At 40.3% G+C, this 21301-nt stretch carries 16 protein-coding genes; 6 read left to right on the top strand and 10 right to left on the bottom strand.

Features of this window, described 5'->3' with window-relative positions; translation table 11 throughout:
- Positions 1-27 precede the first annotated feature (27 nt).
- Positions 28-720 carry an START domain-containing protein gene (locus AC27JR_RS13685; RefSeq protein WP_487173912.1) on the bottom strand — a complete coding sequence of 231 codons (693 nt, stop codon included), beginning with the start codon at positions 718-720 and terminating at the stop codon, positions 28-30.
- Complete coding sequence (locus AC27JR_RS13680) at positions 720-2240, bottom strand: CYTH and CHAD domain-containing protein (protein ID WP_131690648.1); 1521 nt, start codon at positions 2238-2240, stop codon at positions 720-722. The genes AC27JR_RS13685 and AC27JR_RS13680 overlap by 1 nt, the downstream gene beginning before the upstream one ends.
- Positions 2241-2452: 212 nt before the next feature.
- On the opposite strand from AC27JR_RS13680, the gene AC27JR_RS13675 reads away from it, so the two are divergent.
- Positions 2453-3058, top strand: coding sequence for a TIGR04211 family SH3 domain-containing protein (locus AC27JR_RS13675; protein ID WP_076919978.1), 606 nt, complete (start codon positions 2453-2455; stop codon positions 3056-3058).
- A gap of 89 nt (positions 3059-3147) precedes the next feature.
- On the opposite strand, the gene AC27JR_RS13670 is transcribed toward AC27JR_RS13675, so the two are convergent.
- Complete coding sequence (locus AC27JR_RS13670) at positions 3148-3630, bottom strand: winged helix-turn-helix transcriptional regulator (protein ID WP_016899359.1); 483 nt, start codon at positions 3628-3630, stop codon at positions 3148-3150.
- 169 nt (positions 3631-3799) lie between these two features.
- On the opposite strand from AC27JR_RS13670, the gene putA reads away from it, so the two are divergent.
- Positions 3800-7603 (top strand): bifunctional proline dehydrogenase/L-glutamate gamma-semialdehyde dehydrogenase PutA, encoded by a 3804-nt coding sequence (gene putA / locus AC27JR_RS13665; RefSeq protein WP_008110901.1) that lies wholly within the window; start codon positions 3800-3802, stop codon positions 7601-7603.
- A 109-nt stretch (positions 7604-7712) separates the two neighbouring features.
- Entirely contained in the window at positions 7713-8909 is a 1197-nt protein-coding gene (locus AC27JR_RS13660; protein WP_487173911.1) for a cyclic di-GMP phosphodiesterase, read from the top strand.
- Positions 8910-8916: 7 nt separating this feature from the next.
- Here the strand turns inward: AC27JR_RS13660 and AC27JR_RS13655 are convergent, their stop codons facing one another.
- The 6 genes from AC27JR_RS13655 to AC27JR_RS13630 form a co-directional block, all read right to left on the bottom strand.
- Positions 8917-9942, bottom strand: coding sequence for a general secretion pathway protein GspB (locus AC27JR_RS13655; RefSeq protein ID WP_487173910.1), 1026 nt, complete (start codon positions 9940-9942; stop codon positions 8917-8919).
- A gap of 11 nt (positions 9943-9953) precedes the next feature.
- Complete coding sequence (locus AC27JR_RS13650; RefSeq protein WP_131690644.1) at positions 9954-10874, bottom strand: ExeA family protein; 921 nt, start codon at positions 10872-10874, stop codon at positions 9954-9956.
- Positions 10875-11028: 154 nt separating this feature from the next.
- Entirely contained in the window at positions 11029-11544 is a 516-nt protein-coding gene (locus AC27JR_RS13645; protein WP_487173909.1) for an Lcl C-terminal domain-containing protein, read from the bottom strand.
- 10 nt (positions 11545-11554) lie between these two features.
- The gene (locus AC27JR_RS13640; protein WP_487173908.1) at positions 11555-13198 is read right to left on the bottom strand and encodes an Lcl C-terminal domain-containing protein; all 1644 of its coding nucleotides are present in this window, start codon (positions 13196-13198) and stop codon (positions 11555-11557) included.
- A gap of 67 nt (positions 13199-13265) precedes the next feature.
- Positions 13266-13598 carry a hypothetical protein gene (locus AC27JR_RS13635; protein WP_008110910.1) on the bottom strand — a complete coding sequence of 111 codons (333 nt, stop codon included), beginning with the start codon at positions 13596-13598 and terminating at the stop codon, positions 13266-13268.
- A 35-nt stretch (positions 13599-13633) separates the two neighbouring features.
- Complete coding sequence (locus tag AC27JR_RS13630; RefSeq protein WP_008110912.1) at positions 13634-14338, bottom strand: DUF2982 domain-containing protein; 705 nt, start codon at positions 14336-14338, stop codon at positions 13634-13636.
- 247 nt (positions 14339-14585) lie between these two features.
- Between AC27JR_RS13630 and AC27JR_RS13625 the strand changes: the two genes are divergently transcribed.
- From AC27JR_RS13625 to msrA, 3 genes are all read left to right on the top strand, one after another.
- The gene (locus AC27JR_RS13625; RefSeq protein WP_008110914.1) at positions 14586-15638 is read left to right on the top strand and encodes an efflux RND transporter periplasmic adaptor subunit; all 1053 of its coding nucleotides are present in this window, start codon (positions 14586-14588) and stop codon (positions 15636-15638) included.
- 3 nt (positions 15639-15641) lie between these two features.
- On the top strand, positions 15642-18740 hold the full coding sequence (locus AC27JR_RS13620; protein ID WP_487173907.1) for an efflux RND transporter permease subunit: 3099 nt from the start codon (positions 15642-15644) through the stop codon (positions 18738-18740).
- A 76-nt stretch (positions 18741-18816) separates the two neighbouring features.
- A complete protein-coding gene (gene msrA / locus AC27JR_RS13615; protein ID WP_487173906.1) occupies positions 18817-19353 on the top strand; it encodes a peptide-methionine (S)-S-oxide reductase MsrA in 537 nt (178 codons plus the stop codon).
- Positions 19354-19427: 74 nt separating this feature from the next.
- Here the strand turns inward: msrA and AC27JR_RS13610 are convergent, their stop codons facing one another.
- Positions 19428-21275, bottom strand: coding sequence for a TonB-dependent receptor domain-containing protein (locus AC27JR_RS13610; RefSeq protein WP_487173905.1), 1848 nt, complete (start codon positions 21273-21275; stop codon positions 19428-19430).
- Positions 21276-21301 lie beyond the last annotated feature (26 nt).

The following is a 21301-nucleotide window of genomic DNA, read 5'->3' as shown; positions in this document are numbered from 1 at the left end:
AAGTGACCTCTTAGGTCACTTTTTTGCTTATAACTGCGGCGGTTTGGTATGTGTGCAATTACCGGTGCGAATAACGGTTGGCTTTGCTATGTACTGCTTAGTAGTGAGTATTTCAGCAAGATTTATTAGCGTCTTAAGGGTACTTTTTAGGGCGATCCGATTATTTAACCACGTGGGTATCTTACCGCCTGGTAACGCATATACCTGATAACTAATGTGCAAATTTTTCGCCTGCTGAGTTAACAGCCACATTGCATCTAAGGTGCTTATTCTTATTACCCCTTTAGTTTTAGGTAAAAAATCTGGGCGCGCGTGAATACTAAGCTGCGTTTGCAACGAACTCACCCTTGTATAGCACGAATAAGTAATCACATCTCTATTGCTAACAGGCCACGGGCTATCAATATAACTGTAAACTAAGTTTTCTGAAGGGCTTAAACTTTTGAGTAACGTGACCTTTGTAATATTTTCTATCCAGCTAGGGGCTGTATCGGTATCACTAAGTAAAGCAACTAAATCCTCTGCGGTGACATTGTTAACCACCGTTTCAGCTTTCATTTTCAAGGTATCGTCAGTTAAACGCTGAAAATAAACACTTACCCCTTGTTTACTTTCGTAAAGTTGCCAAGATGGCTGTGAAAACACATTGGTAGCAAAACACAAAAGTGAAAAAATCATGCACTTTTGCAGCAAAGTCCGGCTACAAAAGTGCTTAGCCATTAAAGCCAATAAGGTTCTGTATCAAATGAGGCGTGTCGACTTTGCTCCATGGCACTGACTAAAAAGTCAGACTTTTGTTCCAACCATAGTTGTATTTTTGCTAGTTGAGCATCTTCTTGCCCGCCACACAGCTGTTTTAAATAATCAAGCGTGCTTAGCTCATACATACCATGAGAAATATCCAGCCAAGGAAGCCTAAACTCTAATCGCTCATCTTTATTAAACAATGCGCCTAAACAGTTACCACTGAGTAAACTGTTCTCTAATTGAGTGCGAAAGTTTAAGTAATCATTACCGGCTAAACTTTGCTCTTTAGGGAGTAAACGGTGTAAGTTTTTCCAATCTTTATCAAATAAGCGATGAGCAATATCCACAATAGGTTGCTCTGCATTTTGTAGCTCTGCTTGGCTCCAATCTTTACGCCACTGCTTATTTATCAACCATGTGGTTAAGCTCAGCAATAAACGGTTGTAGCGGGCACTATGAAAGAGCGAAAAAATATCGTCAATGCTCGGCTGTAACTCTTTTAAATCGTTAATAACTTGCGTTAACGCTGGGGCGCTATTTATTTTTTTATAAAAAGCGTGGCGCTTTGAGGTATAAGTTTTTAACTGAATTGCATTTTCAACCCATGCTAATTCGCTTAATAACCACTTAAGTTCAGTTCTAAGATGCTCGGTACTTTCTTTACTCACAATATCGTCAAACAGCCAAAAGTTATGGCGAATTAAACTAATGCCATCGGTTACGCGCTTTAATGTTTTTAAGCTCGGCTTATCGAAATAGCATTGCTCGTGTTTTTGCACAAAGCGAATACCAAAACCCATAGCTTCAATAAGGGCTTGCTCTTGAGTCGCTTGCTTATTGAGTTTAACAAAACCGATTGATTTACTTGGTTGTAACGGTGAGTCATCCGCAAGACGATAGCCTCTTGCTGCTTTTGAATAGAGCCCTAAACGAATATTATTTTGGCTCACTAATACATCGGCAAAAGCAAATAGCTCCTCACGACTGCCTTCAACCAGCTCGATTTCAAGCTCGCTGATGATTTCTACTTTACCTGACGCTGCGACTTCACCTTTATCTAATACCACTTCAATTTTGGCACCATTTTGCGTTTCAATTAACCACGTACGGCGAATGAAGTTAGTACTAAATATAGGGTATAGATTTTGCGATATGGCATCTATTTGCATACCGTGAGGCCAAATTGATGAATCAAACGCCATTAGATTTGGTCGATTTGTTTCTATTGGAAGATTGTATTCTGGGCGCTGATGTAAGCCCCCTACTACTTCTCCTGCCAGCTTGATTGTTTGCTCACAGCGCTCGTCTGTACAACGCGTTCTAAAACCAATATCGAGTGCTCTTAGCTCTCTGCTTGGTGTATCAAAATAAGCATTTTGCAAACTTTTAGAAGGTTTGTTTGTGACTGTTTTTGCAAATTGAGTAATTAATGAGGGGATCAGTGGAATGACGTCATCTGATACCAAAAATTTCAGTTCTATCTCAGTATCCATTAGGCTTGCGGATTACCCTTAAAATTAATAAGTGCTCAAAATAAACAAAGCAGCCCTATATTGCAAATTTTTTAGTCATAAACCCGCATGCAAAATACTCTGGTTACAATATCTGTCTTGCTATTAAACTATTAAATCCATACTATCTATATACTTATGCGAAATAAAAATCACGTTCACAACGGACACTGCTAGATTAACAAGGTAGATAAATGCTAAAACACTGTTTACTATGGCTGCTTTTAACAGCCGCCCCGTTTATGAGCCAAGCAGAGGAAGCTCAATCAACGTCGCCAACTAATGCTAAAACAGCTTATATAATCGATAACTTGTATACTTTTATGCGCTCAGGTGCCAGTAAAGACTATCGCTTACTCGGTTCAATAGATGCAGGTACACAACTCACTTTGTTATCTGATGAACAAAACGGCTTTATAAAAGTTAAAGATGATAAAGACCGTGAAGGCTGGGTAGAGGCAAAATTTATCAGTGAATCAGCTGGTTTGAAACAACAATACCAAGCGCTTAATAACGAAATGAGCACTATTCAGAATAGACTTCGCCAAGCGCAAGTTGAGTTACCTGAGCTGCAAGAGCAAAACTCACAGCTAACCGAACAAAACGCGCAACTATTAGCACAAATTAGTCAGCTACAAGGTGAGCTTTCTCAAGAGCAACAACTAAAACAAGCAACCAGTGCTAAAGAAAAACGCCAGTTACTTACATATGGCGGAGCCATTGCATTTTTAGGTTTGTTCTTAGGAATTATCTTAACTATCGTGTTATCACGTAGAAAACGCTATGAAGGTTGGGCATAAGCTTAACTTACTATAGCAGGCATAAAAAAAGCATCATTTGATGCTTTTTTTATGCCTGCTATAGTTTATTTTTAATAAAATACTCTGCATTACATATCTAAACGCAGTCCAGGGTCTTGTTTGATTTTTTCTATCACCATGTACGTGTGATGAGTGCCCACTCCTGGGATATCAACCAAATCACCTAATACTTCTCTGTATTCGTCCATGTTGGAAACGCGAATTTTTAATAAGTAGTCATAGCCACCGGCTACCATATCACATTCAACAACCTGCTTAATTTTAAGAATATGCTCACGAAATACTTTAAATACCGCTGTATTTGAGGTAACTAACGATACCTGCACGTGGGCCACTAAGCTTTGGTTAAGTTTTTCCTCGCTTAGCTTAGCGAAGTAACCCTCAATATAGCCCTCTTGCTCTAAACGTTTAACTCTATCTAAACAGGGGCTGGGGCTTAAATTAACCTGCTTTGCGAGGTTAACATTTGAAATTCTACCATTGCGCTGCAAAACGTCTAAAATTGATATATCGATACGATCAAGCAGGCGTAATCTATTCGGATTAGTCATATCAGTATTTTATATGGATAAGTTAATAATATGCCCTGTAAATTATCGTAAAACGGCGAAATTAACCAGCATATTCTGCTGGATTTTAATTAGAATGCACGCTTTATACCAACAACATTTAGCGATAATTAACAATTATCCTAAGTCTTAACACTCCTGAGGGTTGCTTATGTTATTCAATGGCGATTTAACAACGACTTGTCCGATCAGACAAAAGATCCGTGACTTTTACCGTATTGATGAAAATGCGGTTATTGATCACATTTTACCACTTGCAGAAGTCGGTGTTAAAGCACGAAGCCGTGCATGGGAAAGAGCTCGCCAAATAGTTTTAAACATTCGTAAAGACCAAGATGGTCAAAGCGGTGTTGATGCGCTATTAAATGAATTTTCACTATCGAGTGAAGAAGGTGTGGTATTAATGTGTTTAGCCGAAGCACTGCTTCGCGTTCCTGATAAAGCAACTCAAGAAACATTAATACGTGATAAATTAGCAAATGGCGATTGGAGCTCTCACTTAGGTAGTAGTGATTCTTTATTCGTTAATGCCTCGTCTTGGGGATTATTAGTAACCGGTAAAATGGTTAACTATAACGACAAAACGAAAGAGCAGCAGTTTGGCATACTTAAAAAAACAATTGGTCGTTTAGGCGAGCCTGTTATCCGTAAATCTGTTAACTTCGCGATGAAGATAATGGGTAAGCAATTCGTAATGGGTCGTACCATTAACGAAGCAATTGAGCGCGCTGCTGAAAAAGAGCAAAAAGGCTATGTATATTCATACGATATGCTAGGTGAAGGCGCTCGCACAATGAAAGACGCTAAGCGTTACTTTGATAGCTACATGAATGCGATTCATGCTATCGGTAAAGCGGCGAATGGTCGTGGCCCGATTAAAAGCCCGGGTATTTCTGTAAAGTTATCGGCTATTCATCCGCGTTATGAGTTCACTCATAAAGAACGCGTAATGGAAGAAATCGTTCCAAAACTAAAAGAACTTGCACTTGCCGCTAAAAAATACGACATCGGGTTTACTGTTGATGCTGAAGAAGCAGACCGTTTAGATATTTCACTCGATGTAATTGAAGCGGTATTTAGCGATGACGACCTTGGCGATTGGCAAGGGTTTGGCTTAGCGGTTCAGGCTTATCAAAAACGCGCTATTTTTGTAATTGAATGGTTAACAGACCTAGCAACCCGCGTGGGTCGCAGAATGATGGTGCGTTTAGTAAAAGGCGCATACTGGGATACCGAAATCAAAACCACACAACAAGATGGTTTAGATTTTTTCCCGGTGTTTACGCGTAAAGCAACCACAGATGTGTCATACAAAGCGTGTGCGATTAAAATGCTTGAAGCACGTGATGTACTTTACCCGCAATTTGCAACACACAACGCCTATACTGCTGCGACTATTTTAGAAGTAGCGAAAGGTGATAACCAGGGTTTTGAATTCCAACGTTTGCACGGTATGGGTGAATCTTTATTTGACCAAATCGTTAATGAAGAAAAAATTCAGTGTCGTGTATATGCTCCGGTAGGCCAACACGAAGACCTGCTTGCTTACCTTGTTCGTCGTTTACTAGAAAATGGCGCTAACTCATCATTTGTAAATGCCATTGTAGATACCACTCAACCGGTTGAAGCATTATTACCAGATCCTGTTGAAACGCTGCAAGGTTTACGTAATAAGTACAACACGCAAATAAAAATGCCAATTGATTTATACGGTGAAGAACGTGCCAACTCAAAAGGTATGGATTTAACTGATATTAACGTGATCACCCCGTTTAAAGAAAATTTAGACACTTGGTTTGAAGAGCACTTAATTGAAGAAAGCCAAGTACCTGAGGGTGCACTGGCAGTTAAAAACCCAGCAAACCATAAAGAAATTATTGGCCATATTAAATTACAAAATAGCGATGAAATGAAAGTGTTGCTAGCCAACGCTGAAACCGCATTTGAATCATGGTCGCAAACACCTGTAAAAGAGCGCGCTAATTTATTGCGTCGCGTTGCTGATATCTTAGAACGTCATCATGATGAACTTGTTGCTATCTGTATTAAAGAAGCAGGTAAAGTAGCACAAGATGGTATTGATGAAGTTCGTGAAGCGGTTGATTTTTGTCGTTACTACGCAGCCCGTGCTGAAGAGCTTGCCCAAGATGAGCGCTTTGAAGCTCGTGGTGTTATTTTATGTATCAGCCCATGGAACTTCCCGCTCGCTATTTTCTTAGGTCAAGTCGCCGCGGCTATTGTTACGGGTAACACAGTAATTGCAAAACCAGCAGAACAGACGAGCTTAATTGCCCTACGCGCCATTGAACTAATGCTTTCTGTTGGTTTACCTGAGCACGTTGTACAGCCTGTGATTGCTCGCGGTAGCGAAGTAGGCAAAACCATTGTACCAGATGAGCGCATTCAAGCAGTTATGTTTACAGGTTCAACTGAAACGGGCACGCTTATCTCGCAAACATTAGCGGCACGTAACGATATTCAAGTGCCTTTAATTGCAGAAACTGGCGGCCAAAACTGTATGATTGTTGACTCAACAGCGCTCCCTGAGCAAGTTGTTGATGATGTTATCAGTTCTGGTTTCCAAAGTGCCGGTCAACGTTGTTCAGCATTACGCGTGCTATTTATTCAAGAAGATGTAGCCGATGGCATTATCGACATGCTTAAAGGCGCGCTTGCTGAGTTGCATATTGGCGACCCATCACTACTCTCTACAGACGTAGGCCCTGTAATTGATGAAAAAGCGCTGAAAACACTTAATGATCATGTTGAATACCTAAAAGGTAATGCAACACTTCACTACGAGTGTAAAATTCCTGATAACAGCGAAAATGGCGCATTTTTCTTTGCACCACGTTTATACGAAATCAAAGACTTATCAGTATTAAAACGTGAAGTATTTGGCCCATGTGTTCACGTGATCCGCTTTAAAGCGAGTGAGCTTGATAGTGTTGTCGATCAAATTAACAACACCGGCTACGGCTTGACAATGGGTATTCACTCTCGTATCGAAGAGCGTTGTGAACACTTAGCTAAAATGTCGCGCGCAGGTAATGTATACGTGAACCGTAATATGATTGGTGCAATTGTTGGTGTACAACCGTTTGGTGGCCGAGGACTCTCAGGTACTGGCCCTAAAGCCGGTGGACCAAACTACTTACAACGCTTAATAAAAGAAAAAGCATCGCCAGATAACGTGCAAATGACCAACCTAACGCCAGATGAGCTTGATTTACACCACTACAGTGGCGCAAATGAGCAAGTAGAAAAGCTGATGGTTAACTCTATGCGCGATGAAAAAATTTGGCGTGCAACACCACTTAACGACCGTGTCTCTGCGGTACGTCAATTATTAGCGAAAGTAGCAACCGTTGAAATTATTGACGACCTTGCAGACGATTTAGCGTTAACGCTTGCCGATGCACGTGCTCAGTTAAACCGCTTAGAAAAGCACATGCGCAAATATACAACCTTACCGGGACCAACGGGTGAGTCAAACACTCTTCACCTTGAAGCACGCGGCTGTGTAGTATGTTACGCAGATAAGAGCACCTCATTTAACTTTTGGGCACTATCGATTATTACCGCGCTTGCTGCTGGTAACACGGTAATAACGGTAGCATCTGAAATATTTTATGATGAAGCGGTTGCTTTTAGAGATAAGTTTATTGCGACTGGCGTTGCTGAAGGTGTTTTCCAAGTAGCTAAACCAAATCAATTACAAGCGATATTGGCGCATCCTCACCTAGCCGGTGCGGTAGTTGCTGCACGTTCTTCTCGCTTAGGCTACTTCAGCCAACAGCTTGCACAACGTAAAGGCGCAATACTACCAGTGATCAGCTCTGAGTATTACGACACGCTAATTAAGCGCTTAATTACTGAAAAAACAATCAGTATAGACACGACGGCATCAGGCGGTAACACCTCGTTGATGACCCTTGTTGAAGATGATGAATAGCAATTAATGCATTAATCTAAATAAAGGCATCTATTTGATGCCTTTTTTATTCCTATCTACGCATTTATTTGTTAATTTAAAAAATAATAACTGTTAATTAGAGTTCACTTTGAAAATCATTCCTACTTCACAGCTAAAGCCTGGTATGTTTGTACAAAAAGTTGTTAAACAAACTGGTAGCATTAGAATAAAAAACCAAGGCTGGATTAAAACTCAAAGTGGAATTGATAAATTAATAAAATCAGGAATTTTAGAGGTTGAAATCGACCCTGATAAAATGCTCGAATCTGAAGCACCTGAAACACAAGCAACCTCACCTACTCAGCACGAAATCAAAAAGCGCGATCCTTGGTTAATTACCCACAGTGCTGAGCAAGAAATGAGTAAAGCTAAAAAGCTTTACGATGAAGCAAAAAACCTGCAAACCAAAGCTTTTGGCGATATAGAGTCTGGGCGTACTGTTGATGTTGCGCCTTTTAAAGAACTGGCTAGTGGGTTTATTGACTCCGTATTTAGAAATCAAGATGCTCTAGCGTGCATTACACAAATGCGCCAAAAAGATGCCTATTTGTTAGAGCACTCGATAAATGTGTCTATTTTGATGAGTATTTTTGCCAAACATCTCGGTATTGAAAAAGCAATTATTGAAGAACTTGCCACTGGCGCTCTTTTACATGATATGGGAAAAATAAAAATCCCTGATGCTATTCTCAACAAACCAGGTCGTTACACGGACGAAGAATTCAAAGTGATGCAAAATCATGCGCTCTTTAGCAAAGAGATACTAGAAGACGCAGGATTAACGGGGATTGCCGTAGATATTGCAGGTATGCATCACGAGCGTTTAGATGGCAAAGGCTATCCCTTTGGCAAACAAGGCGATGAAATAAGCCAGTACGTTCGTATGGCCTCTATTGTTGATGTTTATGATGCATTAACGGCTGAACGCGTTTACAAAGCCGGTATGGAGCCTATTAGGGCGTTTAAAATATTAAAACAAGGTTGCCCAGATAGCTTTGATGGCGCACTGCTGAATAAGTTTATTCAATGCATTGGTATTCACCCAGTAGGCACTCTGGTAAAACTTTCCAGCCAAAAAGTGGGACTCGTTACCCAAAGCAATCCAGCTACGCCATTAAAACCGGTAGTAAAAACGTTTTTCAATGCAAAACATGGGCATTACACTGAAGTTAAAGATATTGACTTATCAAATAAAAGAACGCAAGACACACTTGAGTCAGCAGTAAAACCCAAAGAATATAATATAGATTTAGAAGGCTTTTATAGGCACTCTATCTTTAGTTAATTGGCCACTATTGTGGCCAATCTTGCAGCGCTTTTAAGCTAAATTCATAACCATCAAAGTCAAGTACGCTCTGATCAGGCGCTATTTCTAGCACCTTCAACGCACCGATAGACTCCCCTTCATATAACTCTCTACCATTGAGCTTTATCCAGCGTTTATCTGCCGTTGAAGAATAAATATGCGCCTGATACTTAATACTAGGTAACATACTTTGCAGGCCATCAGGCAGTAGCTCAACAGGTTGTACTCGTGATGAAAGACGAGAGCCTTGGGTTACTTCGTAGTCGGCTGCTTTCTCTGTGTTATTCACCGCTTGCGCAAACGCATTTTTAAGCGTGTCGGGAACAGCATCAAGTTCACTAGGCGATGATGGCCGTTGCTCGGGTACAGTTTGATTCAGCGGCTTGCCTAACACTTTATATTTACTCAGCTCATCGGCACTGAGTGTTCTTTTCGCTGTTTGAGTTTGCACACTTTGCGGTTGATTACTCGGTTGAAAGCTAGGTGATACGTTATTCTGCGTCGAATAATTTTGCGTTTGCATTTGAGGCGATTGAGCAGTGTTCATTGACAAATACTGGCCTTGTGGCGTAAGCAACATTTGCTGCACACCGGTTGGAGTTTGAACATAAACTAGCTGCCCTGCTATTGTTGGCGTACTGTTAGGCACAGCCGTTTGGCTTAGCTCTGGAGACGTTACTTCTGCAGAACTAACCGTTTCTAAGGCTTTTTCTTTACTTGAAGGCGTTTCTTTTAACATCTCAGACTTTTTTTGCACGAGAGTAGTTTGAGAAATTTCATTCTGTGCATGGCTATTGTTTATCGCTGCATTTTCTTGCTGTAACCATTTACCGACAAAAAAGCCACTAACCAGTATACCCACGGCAACTAGACTACCTGCAAGTAAAAAGCTAATTCGGCGATAGGTCAACAATTGACGTTGTTGTTTTAATTGTTGCGCTTGCAAGTCATACTGCTCTGCGCTCATAGTTTCGTGTTTTGATTGCTTTAACGCATCTAATAAATAAGACATGAACCACCTAACTAAAAAATAAAAGACAGGCCAATCCCTGCACCAAAAAGCGTTAACACTGCAGCACTATAAGGCCAAATCGAACTCGTTTTTCTGGGCTTATTATTATTTGTTGCAATAAAGTCGATAGGTAAAGATTCACTTGCTGCTTGTTTAATAATGTCGCTATCAACAAGCTCTTGCTGCTTGGAAAAAGCGCCTACTAATGCACGTTCACAAACAAGGTTCATTAACCGTGGTACACCACCTGTCAGTTGATGCACCATCTGCATAGCATCCATAGAAAATACTTTCTTATCACAACCCGCTATATGTAATCGGTGTTGAATATAGGCAATAGTCTGCCCTGGTGTTAAAGCTAATAAGTGGTATCTAGCGGTAATTCGCTGCGCCAGCTGCCTTAATTCATTGCGCTTTAAAAGTACTTGTAACTCAGGCTGCCCTACTAATACTATTTGTAGTAATTTTTTATGGTCGGTTTCAATATTGGTTAATAAGCGCAATTGTTCAAGCACATCGGGGGCAAGCAACTGTGCTTCATCAATAATTAAAATAGTATGACCACCTGCTTTATTATTAAACTCAAGGTGCTTTTTAATGACATCCGTTAAACTTTTCAATGTGGCATTTTGGGCATCGTAAGTAATTTGTAGTTCGTCACAAATACTAGCCAGTAATTCTAACTCTGATAAAGCGGGGTTATGGATCATGGCGACTTGGGTGTTTTCAGGCAACCGCTCTAACATACTTCGTGTTATGGTGGTTTTACCTGTCCCTACCTCACCAGTTAACAACACAAAGCCACCATCTTCACCTAGCCCATAGGTAAGATGTGCTAAGGCTTCTTTGTGGCGCTCACTTAAAAATAAGTAATGAGGGTTCGGCGAAATTGAAAATGGCTTTTCTTGTAAACCAAAATAGCTTAAGTACACCTTTATAGTCCTTGGTCATTAATTCACGGCCTATAATGGCAAAAAAATAGCCTGGGTGACAACTACAACCAAGCTTTATTATTAAAATAGTGTAAATAACTAGAGCTTAGATTAAATAACCTCAGCTCTAGTGGCTACAAGCTATCTCATTTGATTACTTTTCATAGCGTACAAGCCGCAAATACACGTTACTTGTTTTTGCATGTAAGCTATTTAAACCACTGGCAAATTGATAAACCCATGCCGAATTCATATTGCTAATACCTGAAGTATTAGACCAGTAATTTTGCGACTGCGTTGCTAAAAACACACCTACATTTATGCTTGGCTCTGTACAACGGTGATCAACAATACTGGCCAACTCTTTAATACTTGGAACTTGCCAGTCGCTATAACCTGCCGAAGTGTCGTTAAATGCTCCTTTGAGTGACGCCTGCCAATTTAGTGGCTGAGTATCACCGTCACAGCGATTTGTTTCACTATTATAAACTTGACCATAATTACAACGCTGCCACATTAACCCCGTTTTAGTATCTGATACAGTGCCATCAATATGAATCACAAATCTATCTGTGTCATCGCTAGTTGCAACTTCCTGATAACACTGCTGCGCTGCAAGTGACTGGCTCAACCCCAAGGCTAATAACATAGAGACTTTAATTAATTTCATAATAATCACCTTAACGATTTCTAACTAAGCGCACGTAAGCGACATTATCTTTGGGGTAAGCTAAGTCGTTACCATCCACCATATCGATAGTATAAGCCTGAGATAAACTGCTGCCATCAACCGCGGTTTGTGAAGTCCAGTAACGTAAATGTCCTAAAATATTGCTGGATGGTGTATTAGGGAAAAAAGCAGTATCTATTAATATATTTTGCCCTTGTTTACCGTAATCAATTAAACCTAAAAGTTCAGTATAAGTGGGTAAACGCCAGTTACTACCACCACAAAAATCAAGGGCGTTAACCTCATCTATATAGGTTTGCAATCCGCAATTTCTATTACTTGGGCACGTGGTGTTAGCACTACCCGTTGCATCGCCACTATTGACAGTCCCTTGCCAAATATAACGGTTTTGTCCATCACGCAACGAAGTATTTGGTAACACACCGGAATAGGGACTTTTCACTTCCCAGACTAGGCCGGTAGTATTATCGCGAATACAGCTAAAGTTCGACGCATCATCAAGAAGCTCATCGGCAAACTCATTAAGTTTGGTGTAATCAAAAGCCAGATTACCTTTACCCACTTTACCTAACCGATTTGCAAAACTATCTCTGCCAAGATCAGCATCTTGAGCTGGAAACTCATCATTATTACAATTAATACGTTGAGTATTGTTATAACACTCTCCAACCCCAGTGTCGTTTATTAATCCAAGCGCTTTGGGAGTTATGTCAACAAATACTGTATCTGTGTCAGTCCGTCCTTTTAAGTCCATAACTTGCACTTCAAAACTAAGGGTTGCGTTTAAATCAATGTCAGAAGCAAAAAAGTTGGCTTTACATGACTGTGAGTCGGTTAAAGTTTCACTATTTCCGGTAAGTTGTTGCCACCTACACTGATAAGACTGAGTTGCCGCCTCACTAGCAGTGGCATCTAAAATCACTTTATCAAACTCTTCTACAGTTTGATCAGCTCCCGCATTGGCAATAATGACCTGTGCTGTTTTATTAAGAGTCATATCGAATTGTGATGCAGATACTCCGCCTTCATCATCAGTTACGGTGAGTTGCCATTTTAAGTTGGTGTTATTTTCTAATAATGGATGGGTGAAACTTAGGGTTGAATTGGTGTAGCTATCTATTGTTAAATCAGGCCCAGACAATAGTTGCCAAAGGTAACGACTAATTTCGCCATTTTCATCAGGATCTGTGGAAGTTAAACCACTTAAGGTTACAGTATCATTATAAACTGAGGGTAAGTTGTCAGGGGCAACTTGAGTAACAACAGCAACTGGAAGCTGGTTATTAGAGGCAATAAAAACACTCAAATCGTCATTGACTAAACTGCCATCTGACGTTTGATAGCTCACTCTTAGAACCAATTCACTATTAGACTTTACATCTGGCGCAGTAATGGTTTGTTCAGCCCCTTCAAGCGGAAAAACATCTATAATGGGGCCGCTCACACGTTGCCAAGTAAATGTACCGTCTGCGGGTGAGCCTTTCGCAGAAATAGTAAAGTCTGATTTTTCTACAACTTGAAGGTCGTTACCTGCAAATACTGACGTTTTAATATCGCTGTTATCACTACCACCTCCTCCACATGCCGCTAAAAGCAAACATGACATAAGGGGTATTAACGAAATGGCTCTCATACTTAGCACCTTTGTATCCTAAAATTATCCAATAAGACAATCTAGCAATAAAAGTGCCAGTGTAGTGTTATAAATAGCTATCTTGATGAATACGGACAAATAACTTAGTGCCAACTTTACTGTAATCTACTTTGTACTCGCGGCCATCTAAGGATTGGATAAACAACAACTGCTTTTCTTCACTAAATACATCAGCACTAGAAATATAAACTATATCTAGGTAACGCTCTTTTGCATCTCGGCGGTTTTTTGGCAGCTCTTCTTTAAATGGTTCAAGACCATTTCCTGTTACTTTGATTCGAGGGTGATTGTCACCATTAACAATCACTAAATCTAGCTTTTTATCTTTATGTATAATGGTATTTCGACCACTTTTAATGAAAGATCTGTCTTGGCTCATAGTTATTCCTAATTCCGCAGAGAGTCGTTATATTATTATTCACACTGCGACTTTATAAACTGAGAAGGATCACGCTTCCATTTATTTAAATTTGCGCTAAATTCCCAAATATCACTTTCTATTACACTTGCAGGTAATAGTAAGTCATACCCTGTTAAAAGCTGAAGATGCTTAGCCCTATTAGCAAACATTGCTATAAGTCCATTATAGTCAATTCCTTTTTTTGACCTATATTTATTATCTTCAACTAACCATTCTGATGGGCAATGCCCATTCTTGCAATTTTTTTGAACAACTTGCATAAAAAAGTGCCGCTGCTCTATTAGTAGTTTACCCGCCATTCTTGGAGCTAAAGCAGCTAAAAATGTATCTACATCGTTAAGTTTAATACCAATCGCGTTAAGCTCAAGGTGATCAATACCATTATCAACTTTAGGAATACCACAATGGTGCATGTTTTCTTGGTTTAAAGTCCACTGCCCGTACTTATGCTGATATGTTAATTGCTGCTCAGTTAAAATAATACTATAAAAAGGTTCTTGTGTTTTAAAAAAACCTATTAAAATTGCTGCAATACATAAACTTACTAAAAAAATTTCAATAATACTGATTTCACCTGGGCGCAATAAATTGAATAGCATGATAAAAATTAAACCAATACTCCCTACTACCAGTATTTCAATCCCATTTTTAGCGCCTTGCGCTCGGTATTTGAGTGTTTGTTTTTTTATATTAGCCATACTGAAAAAACGCCATATAAAATATAAACATAATAATAGCCCACAAGACTAACTTTCTCAGTGTTAAACAACGTTTGCATGATGTTTTGAAGTTCACCAATTAACTCCTATAATCATTTATCTCACTACACAATTAATAAGTATTATTTATTTTTACGCCTAACGCACAAATTAATGAGACACATAACCGCCTTTTTTTGTCCTGATTTCGTACAATACTTATAATTAATTTTCAGGTATGAAAACAATGCACTCAAGACAATCAGGTAAAGCCCTATTTCCATTTATTATTTCGTTACTATTAATTTTTAGTGTTTATTTATACTTGCCCGCATCACAAGGCGAGCAAGCTGATTACTCAGCAATGGCAACGCAAGTATCTGCACACACTGTAGAGTCGCAAGAAAATGCTATTATGATTGAAGCCATCGGCAGTGCCAGAGCTAATCAGGCTATCTATATTAAAAGCGCACAAAACGATTATGTTACCAACATTTACTTCGAAGATGGCGATCTCGTTAGTAAAGGGCAAAAATTAGTGCAACTGCAAAACCAACAAGAACAATTTGCAGTAAAAGAACTTAGCATTAATTTACAAGAAGAAAAACGCCAACTAACCAAACTTACTGAACTTTCTCGCTCACAAGCGACTGCCAAGTCATTACTTGAAGAACAACTAGCCCGCGTTGATGCCAGCGAAGCACAACTAGAAAGTGCCAAAACCAAACTCAATGAAATGGCTATTACCGCCCCTTTCTCAGGGCTATTGGGCAAACGTGAAATCTCAGTAGGTGCTTATGTTAATAACAGCACGGTAATTACAACCTTAGATGATATCAGTATCATAAAAGTTGATTTTAAAGTGCCTGAAAAATATTTAGCTCAACTGAAAAACGGAATGACGGTTCGCACTCAAAACGATGCTTACCCTGATCAAACCTTCAGCGGAAAAGTAACCCATATAAGCTCACGTATCGATTCAATCACTCGCAGCATAGAAGTAACGGCAAGTTTTGCCAATAAGTCGGGTTTACTGCGTCCAGGTATGCTACTTAATACCGCACTAGAGCTAAGCAGCAATCAAGCGCTTATGGTTCCTGAAAAAGCCATTATTCCACTTCAAGATAAACACTATGTTTTTCAAATTGAAGATGGCATCGCAAAACGAATAGAAGTGCATGTTGCAAGTAGAAACAATGGCTGGGTTGCAATAGACAAAGGGCTAACTAATGGCGAGCAGATTGTTACCGAGGGAATTATTAAAATTCGCTCTGGTAGCAAAGTAAGCGTTAAGGGGTAACACGTGAAAATTACCGATACTAGCGTTAAACGCCCCGTTTTTGCGATTGTTATTAACTTACTCCTACTCACTTTTGGCTTAGTTGCTTTTAGTATGCTGCCACTGCGCGAGTACCCTGATATTGAAACGCCAATTGTAAATATTAGTACTGAATATACCGGTGCATCTGCAGAGATTATTGAAACCAAAATAACCCAAGTTATCGAAAACCGAATTTCGGGTATTGAGGGTATTAAAAGCATTAATTCATCGAGTCGTAATGGCCGCTCAAACATTACCATTGAGTTTAATATTAGCCGTGACATAGACGATGCCTCTAACGATGTGCGTGAGCGTGTTGCGCGAGCACTTGATAGTCTACCAGAGCAAGTGCGCCCTCCTGAGGTATCAAAGTCAAACAGTGATGAAAGCCCTATTGCATGGTTTGTACTTAATAGTGAAACCATGGACTCGTTACAACTTTCTGATTATGCACAACGTTTTATTGTTGACCGTTTAGCTGTTGTTGATGGTGTATCAAATGTGCGTATTGGGGGTGAGCGAAAGTATGCCATGAAAGTATGGCTCAACCGCCAAGCAATGGCAGCCCGTGGTATTACCTCTAGTGATATAGAGCAAACACTGCGTAGTGAAAATGTAGAGCTTCCGGCGGGTGAAATTGAATCGGTAGACCGTGATTTTACTGTGCGCACCGCACGCAGTTACAAAAATCAACACGATTTTCAAAACCTGGTTATTAAACGAGGTGAAGATGGCTATTTAGTACGTCTTGGCGAAGTGGCTGACGTAAAATTAGAAGCCGCCGATGATGAAAGTTTATTCCGCGGAAATGGCCGTAATATGATAGGTATGGGTATTGTTAAACAAGCCAAAGCAAATACTCTTACAGTAGTTGATAATGCCCGCAGTGAACTGGAAAAGATTAAGCGTAACCTACCAGAAGGCACCACCATAGAAGACAGTTACGACTCTTCGGTATTTATTAAAGAGTCAATTAATGAGGTTTATAAAACTTTAGCAATTTCTATGGGGTTAGTCGTGCTTATTATCTTTATATTTTTAGGTAATATTCGCGCCACACTTATTCCAGCGGTTACCGTACCGGTGGCTCTAGTCAGTAGTTTTATGTTTTTATTAGCAATGGGTTATTCAATTAACTTATTAACTCTACTAGCACTGGTATTAGCAATAGGCTTAGTGGTAGATGACGCCATTGTAATGCTAGAGAATATTCACCGCCGCATTGAACTTGGTGAACCGCCTTTATTAGCGGCTTATCGCGGCGCCCGCGAAGTGGGCTTTGCAATTATAGCCACCACCCTAGTGCTGATCTCTGTGTTTGTACCATTAGTGTTTATGGAAGGACGAATAGGCGCACTATTTACAGAGTTTGCAATGGCGGTGAGTGCTGCCGTGTTTTTCTCCAGCATTACTGCATTAACACTCTCTCCGGCATTGTGTTCAAAGGTGTTAAAGGCCTCTGAAAAAGAAAGTAAATTTAGCCAAGTCATGGACCGCTTTTTTACTAAATTAGAAAATGGATACCGTAACGCTTTAGCGTCAAACATGACCAGAAAATGGGGCTTAATGCTGAGCTTAGTTTTGGCTGGGTTTGTTAGTTATTCATTATTTTTACAAATACCGTCTGAACTTACCCCTAAAGAAGACCGTGGCACTTTCTTTGTGCTTATGAATGGCCCTGAAGGCGCTAGTTATGAGAATAATGCCGCCAATATGGCAAAAATTGAAGAGCGCTTAATGCCTTACTCTGAATCTGGCGAACTAAGTAGAGTTTTAGTGCGAGTTCCTGGCTGGGGTGGCAGTGGTGGTGTAGCCATTGTTGGTATGGCGGATTGGGATAAACGCAAACGCTCAACTTGGGAAGTCATGGATGAAATAAGCGGTAAAATGCGAGAGGTCACCGATGTACGTGCTTTTGCAATTATGCGCCGTGGTATTGGCGGTGGTGGTTCATCACGACCAATAGAGTTTGTTTTACAAGGTAATGATTATGCTCAGCTAGCTGATTGGCGCGATAGAATTATTAAACGTGCTGAAAAAAACCCTGGATTAGTGCGAATTGACCATGATTATAAAGAAACCTTTCCACAATTCTTGGTGAGTATTGATAAAAATAAAGCTGCAGACTTAGGCGTATCAGTCTCAGATGTGGGGCGTACACTTGAAACCATGCTTGGTCAACGCCGAGTAACCACCTTTATTGACCGCGGTGAAGAATACGATGTAATCTTAAAGGGAACCAAAGAAGACTTTGCAAACCCAACTGATATTTCAAATATTTACCTTAAATCTCGTAGCAATGAACTCGTGCCACTCGATAGCCTAATAAGCTTAAAAGAAGAAGCTACCGCCTCGCGTTTAAACCGCTATAACCGTATGCGTGCAATTACCTTAAGTGCCAACCTAGCTGATGGTTACACACTAGAACAAGCACTAAACTTTTTAAACAATGTTGCCGCAGAGGAAAACGACATTGATGGTGCCATTGACTACAAAGGTGAGTCGCAGTTGTTTTATGAAGGTGCCTCAGCCATGACCTATGTGTTTGTGTTGGCATTGACCGTGACCTTTTTAGTGCTCGCTGCTCAGTTTGAAAGTTTTATGCACCCGTTTGTTATTATGCTTACCGTTCCGCTTGGGTTAATGGGCGCCATGTTTGGGCTATGGAGTATGGGCTTAACACTTAACATATACAGTCAAATAGGGATTGTGATGCTCATTGGGTTAAGCGCTAAAAACGGTATACTGATTGTCGAATTTACCAATCAGTTACGTGATAAAGGGTTGGAATTTAGTGAAGCTATTTTGCAGGCCGCTACCCAGCGTTTACGTCCTATTATTATGACCTCACTGACCACAGTTATGAGCGCTGTGCCTTTGGTGTTGGCCTCAGGCCCTGGTTCAGAAAGCAGAATGGTTATTGGTGTGGTGGTATTTACCGGTGTAACAGTTGCCACCATACTGACTCTGTTTGTTGTACCTGCTGCTTATTATGCCTTAGCACGTAATACGCAATCACCAGAGTTTTTACAGCAAAAGCTGGATAAACAAGCAGCTGAAAAACCACTTAAAGAGATCTAACTCACTCTGAGCGTCGTAATTAGCTGTTACGGCGCTATTTTCTGGTGCATATAACCATACAATTGAGGAAGTACTTATGAGTTCGACCACACAGGTAGCAACACTAGGCGGCGGCTGTTTTTGGTGTATTGACGCGGCATTTAGGCGTGTTAGAGGGGTGCTCAGTGTATGTTCTGGTTACACAGGCGGGCACACTGATAACCCGACCTACAAAGCTATTTGCACAGGCAATAGCGGGCATGCCGAAGTGGTTAAGGTTGAATTTGACGCCAGCATTATCAGCTTTGAAACATTACTCGCGATGTTTTTCACTTTGCATGATGCTACCCAGTTAAACCGCCAAGGTAACGATATAGGCACTCAATACCGCAGCGTTGTGTATTACCATGATCAGCAACAACAATTACAAACACAGGCCGTTATTGCAGAGCTGCAGACTCATGTTAGCGAGCCTATAGTAACCGAGGTAAGCCCAGCAACCACTTTTTACCCTGCTGAAAGTTTTCACCAAGACTACTACAATGAAAACCCAAAACAAGGCTACTGTAGTATTTTAATTGCGCCTAAGTTGCACAAGTTTGAAACCGAATTTAGCGAATTTTTAAGTGAATAAAGTGCTTTAAAGCGCTAACCAAATAGCCCAGCAATTTGCTGGGCTATTTGTTTTTCGGCAACTAAAAGTGATAATTAAAACTGGTAATTTGCCCCCACAAAGAAAGTTCTTCCTGCGCTGTTATAACCTAATAGCTCACCACTGGCAGCAAACCCTGTTGCTGCAGTAAAATATTCTTTATCAGTAATATTTTCTATTCGAGCAGCTAACGATAAATTCTCAAGCAACTGGTAATTGGCTGCTAAATTAAATACCGTATAGCCAGCGAGTTCAGAATCATAATACGCAATTGATGGACGCGATGATCGATATTGCATATCTAAACTGGCATCAAAATCGCCCCATGATTTAGCGAGTTGATAATTAAACGATTCAGAAGGTCTGCGTGGTAAATCTGTATTCGTCTTTTCATCTGTAGCATCTAAAAAACTAACATTAACAGAGTGTTCAAAGCCTAACGCTGAAAACTCAGCCGACAATTCTATCCCCTGCATAGATACTTTATCTATGTTAGTTGCAATATATTTACCTGAGTCTGCATCATAATTATTACTAATTAAATTATTGATACGGTTATCGAAAATAGCAATATCATAACGCCCCCATTGAGTTTCTAGGGTAACACCAAACTCATTATTTAAGGCTTCCTCAGGCTTAATATTATTATTTGGTAGGTAGTATGGGCTGTTAGTTACAAACGCATTAATTAAAGACGGCGCCCTAAATGCAGTGCCATGATTTAAACGTACCGTTACGTACTGATTCGCTTTATATCCAAGCCCAGTACTGTAAGTATTTGCACGGCCGTGGAAGTCATAATCATCGGTTCTGATAACCGCATTTGCTAACCATTGTTGATGACTATAAAACGCGCCTATAAACAACGCGTTGTTATCGCGTTTTTCTTCTGATGACGTTGCTGACGAGTTTGATAAATCCTCAGACAAGTAATTAAAACCACCTGATAAATCAAGTTCTTGCGTTAGGCTATAAAGCCCGCGGTATTCAAACTCAACACGCTCTGTGCTATACACTTGTTGCACATCGGTGCCAGTTTGGGTATTTTCTTCTTGCGATACACTCAATGAAGTACTTTGGGTATATATTTCTGAGGCTTTTTTCCAGCCTAGCTTAGCGGTATAGTTTTCAAAATCGTAGGCATCGTTACCCCATGCGTTATCATACTGCGCTTCACCTTCACTGTACTGAGACTGTAAGCTCAACTCACCTAGTTCAGCCAGTTCATACGCTAAATTAAAGCCAATGTTTTTATTTTTGTAGCCATCATCATCGTGATCTTTGGTGTATTCAGCCACAGGGTCTTTGCCAGTAACATCAAAACCATCTGTCTCTTCATAGCCTAGATTATAATTAAAGCTAAGCGCCTCTTTTGCAAGCCCACCAGCAAGCTGATAATTACTGTAACTATGACTGCCCAAAGTAGCCGAAAGCGTATTATTTGAGGCTTTACGGGTAATAATATTAATTACTCCGGCTACCGCATCAGAGCCATAAATAGCTGCTCTGGCACCTTTAATAACTTCAACACGCTCGATACTATTAACTGGAATATTAGTTAGCGATACACTACCTGAGCTTGCATCGCTCACTCTTACACCATCAACCAGTACTAAGGTATATTTAGCGCTGGCACCGCGAACAAATATATCTGCCTTTTGACCTAAACCACCGTTACGGACAATATCAATCCCAGCTATGGTATTTAATATTGCAGGTAAGTCTCGGTAATTCGCTTTTTCAATATCAGCGCGGTCGATAACTGCCACACTTGCTAATACATCATTTATAGGTTGTTCAAATTTATTAGCAGTAACGGTTATTTTTTCAATGGTTTGTTCTGCAGATGCAGAAAAAGACAGCGCAGCCGAAATGGCCACACCCAATGCAGTTTTATTTATCATGATGTTCCCTATCTCTGCCCACCGCA

The organism is Pseudoalteromonas sp. NH0006-26 (assembly GCF_057552415.1).
The sequence above is the reverse complement of the archived record's forward strand: the minus strand, read 5'-3'. Positions and strand labels throughout refer to the sequence as shown.

Coding starts and splice junctions, on each gene's coding strand:
- msrA (WP_487173906.1), top strand. CDS start 18,817: ATGAGTTCGACCACACAGGTAGCAACACTAGGCGGCGGCTGTTTTTGG.
- AC27JR_RS13625 (WP_008110914.1), top strand. CDS start 14,586: ATGCACTCAAGACAATCAGGTAAAGCCCTATTTCCATTTATTATTTCG.
- AC27JR_RS13655 (WP_487173910.1), bottom strand. CDS start 9,942: ATGTCTTATTTATTAGATGCGTTAAAGCAATCAAAACACGAAACTATG.
- AC27JR_RS13680 (WP_131690648.1), bottom strand. CDS start 2,240: ATGGATACTGAGATAGAACTGAAATTTTTGGTATCAGATGACGTCATT.
- AC27JR_RS13640 (WP_487173908.1), bottom strand. CDS start 13,198: ATGAGAGCCATTTCGTTAATACCCCTTATGTCATGTTTGCTTTTAGCG.
- putA (WP_008110901.1), top strand. CDS start 3,800: ATGTTATTCAATGGCGATTTAACAACGACTTGTCCGATCAGACAAAAG.
- AC27JR_RS13670 (WP_016899359.1), bottom strand. CDS start 3,630: ATGACTAATCCGAATAGATTACGCCTGCTTGATCGTATCGATATATCA.
- AC27JR_RS13675 (WP_076919978.1), top strand. CDS start 2,453: ATGCTAAAACACTGTTTACTATGGCTGCTTTTAACAGCCGCCCCGTTT.
- AC27JR_RS13635 (WP_008110910.1), bottom strand. CDS start 13,598: ATGAGCCAAGACAGATCTTTCATTAAAAGTGGTCGAAATACCATTATA.
- AC27JR_RS13645 (WP_487173909.1), bottom strand. CDS start 11,544: ATGAAATTAATTAAAGTCTCTATGTTATTAGCCTTGGGGTTGAGCCAG.
- AC27JR_RS13685 (WP_487173912.1), bottom strand. CDS start 720: ATGGCTAAGCACTTTTGTAGCCGGACTTTGCTGCAAAAGTGCATGATT.
- AC27JR_RS13610 (WP_487173905.1), bottom strand. CDS start 21,275: ATGATAAATAAAACTGCATTGGGTGTGGCCATTTCGGCTGCGCTGTCT.
- AC27JR_RS13630 (WP_008110912.1), bottom strand. CDS start 14,338: ATGGCTAATATAAAAAAACAAACACTCAAATACCGAGCGCAAGGCGCT.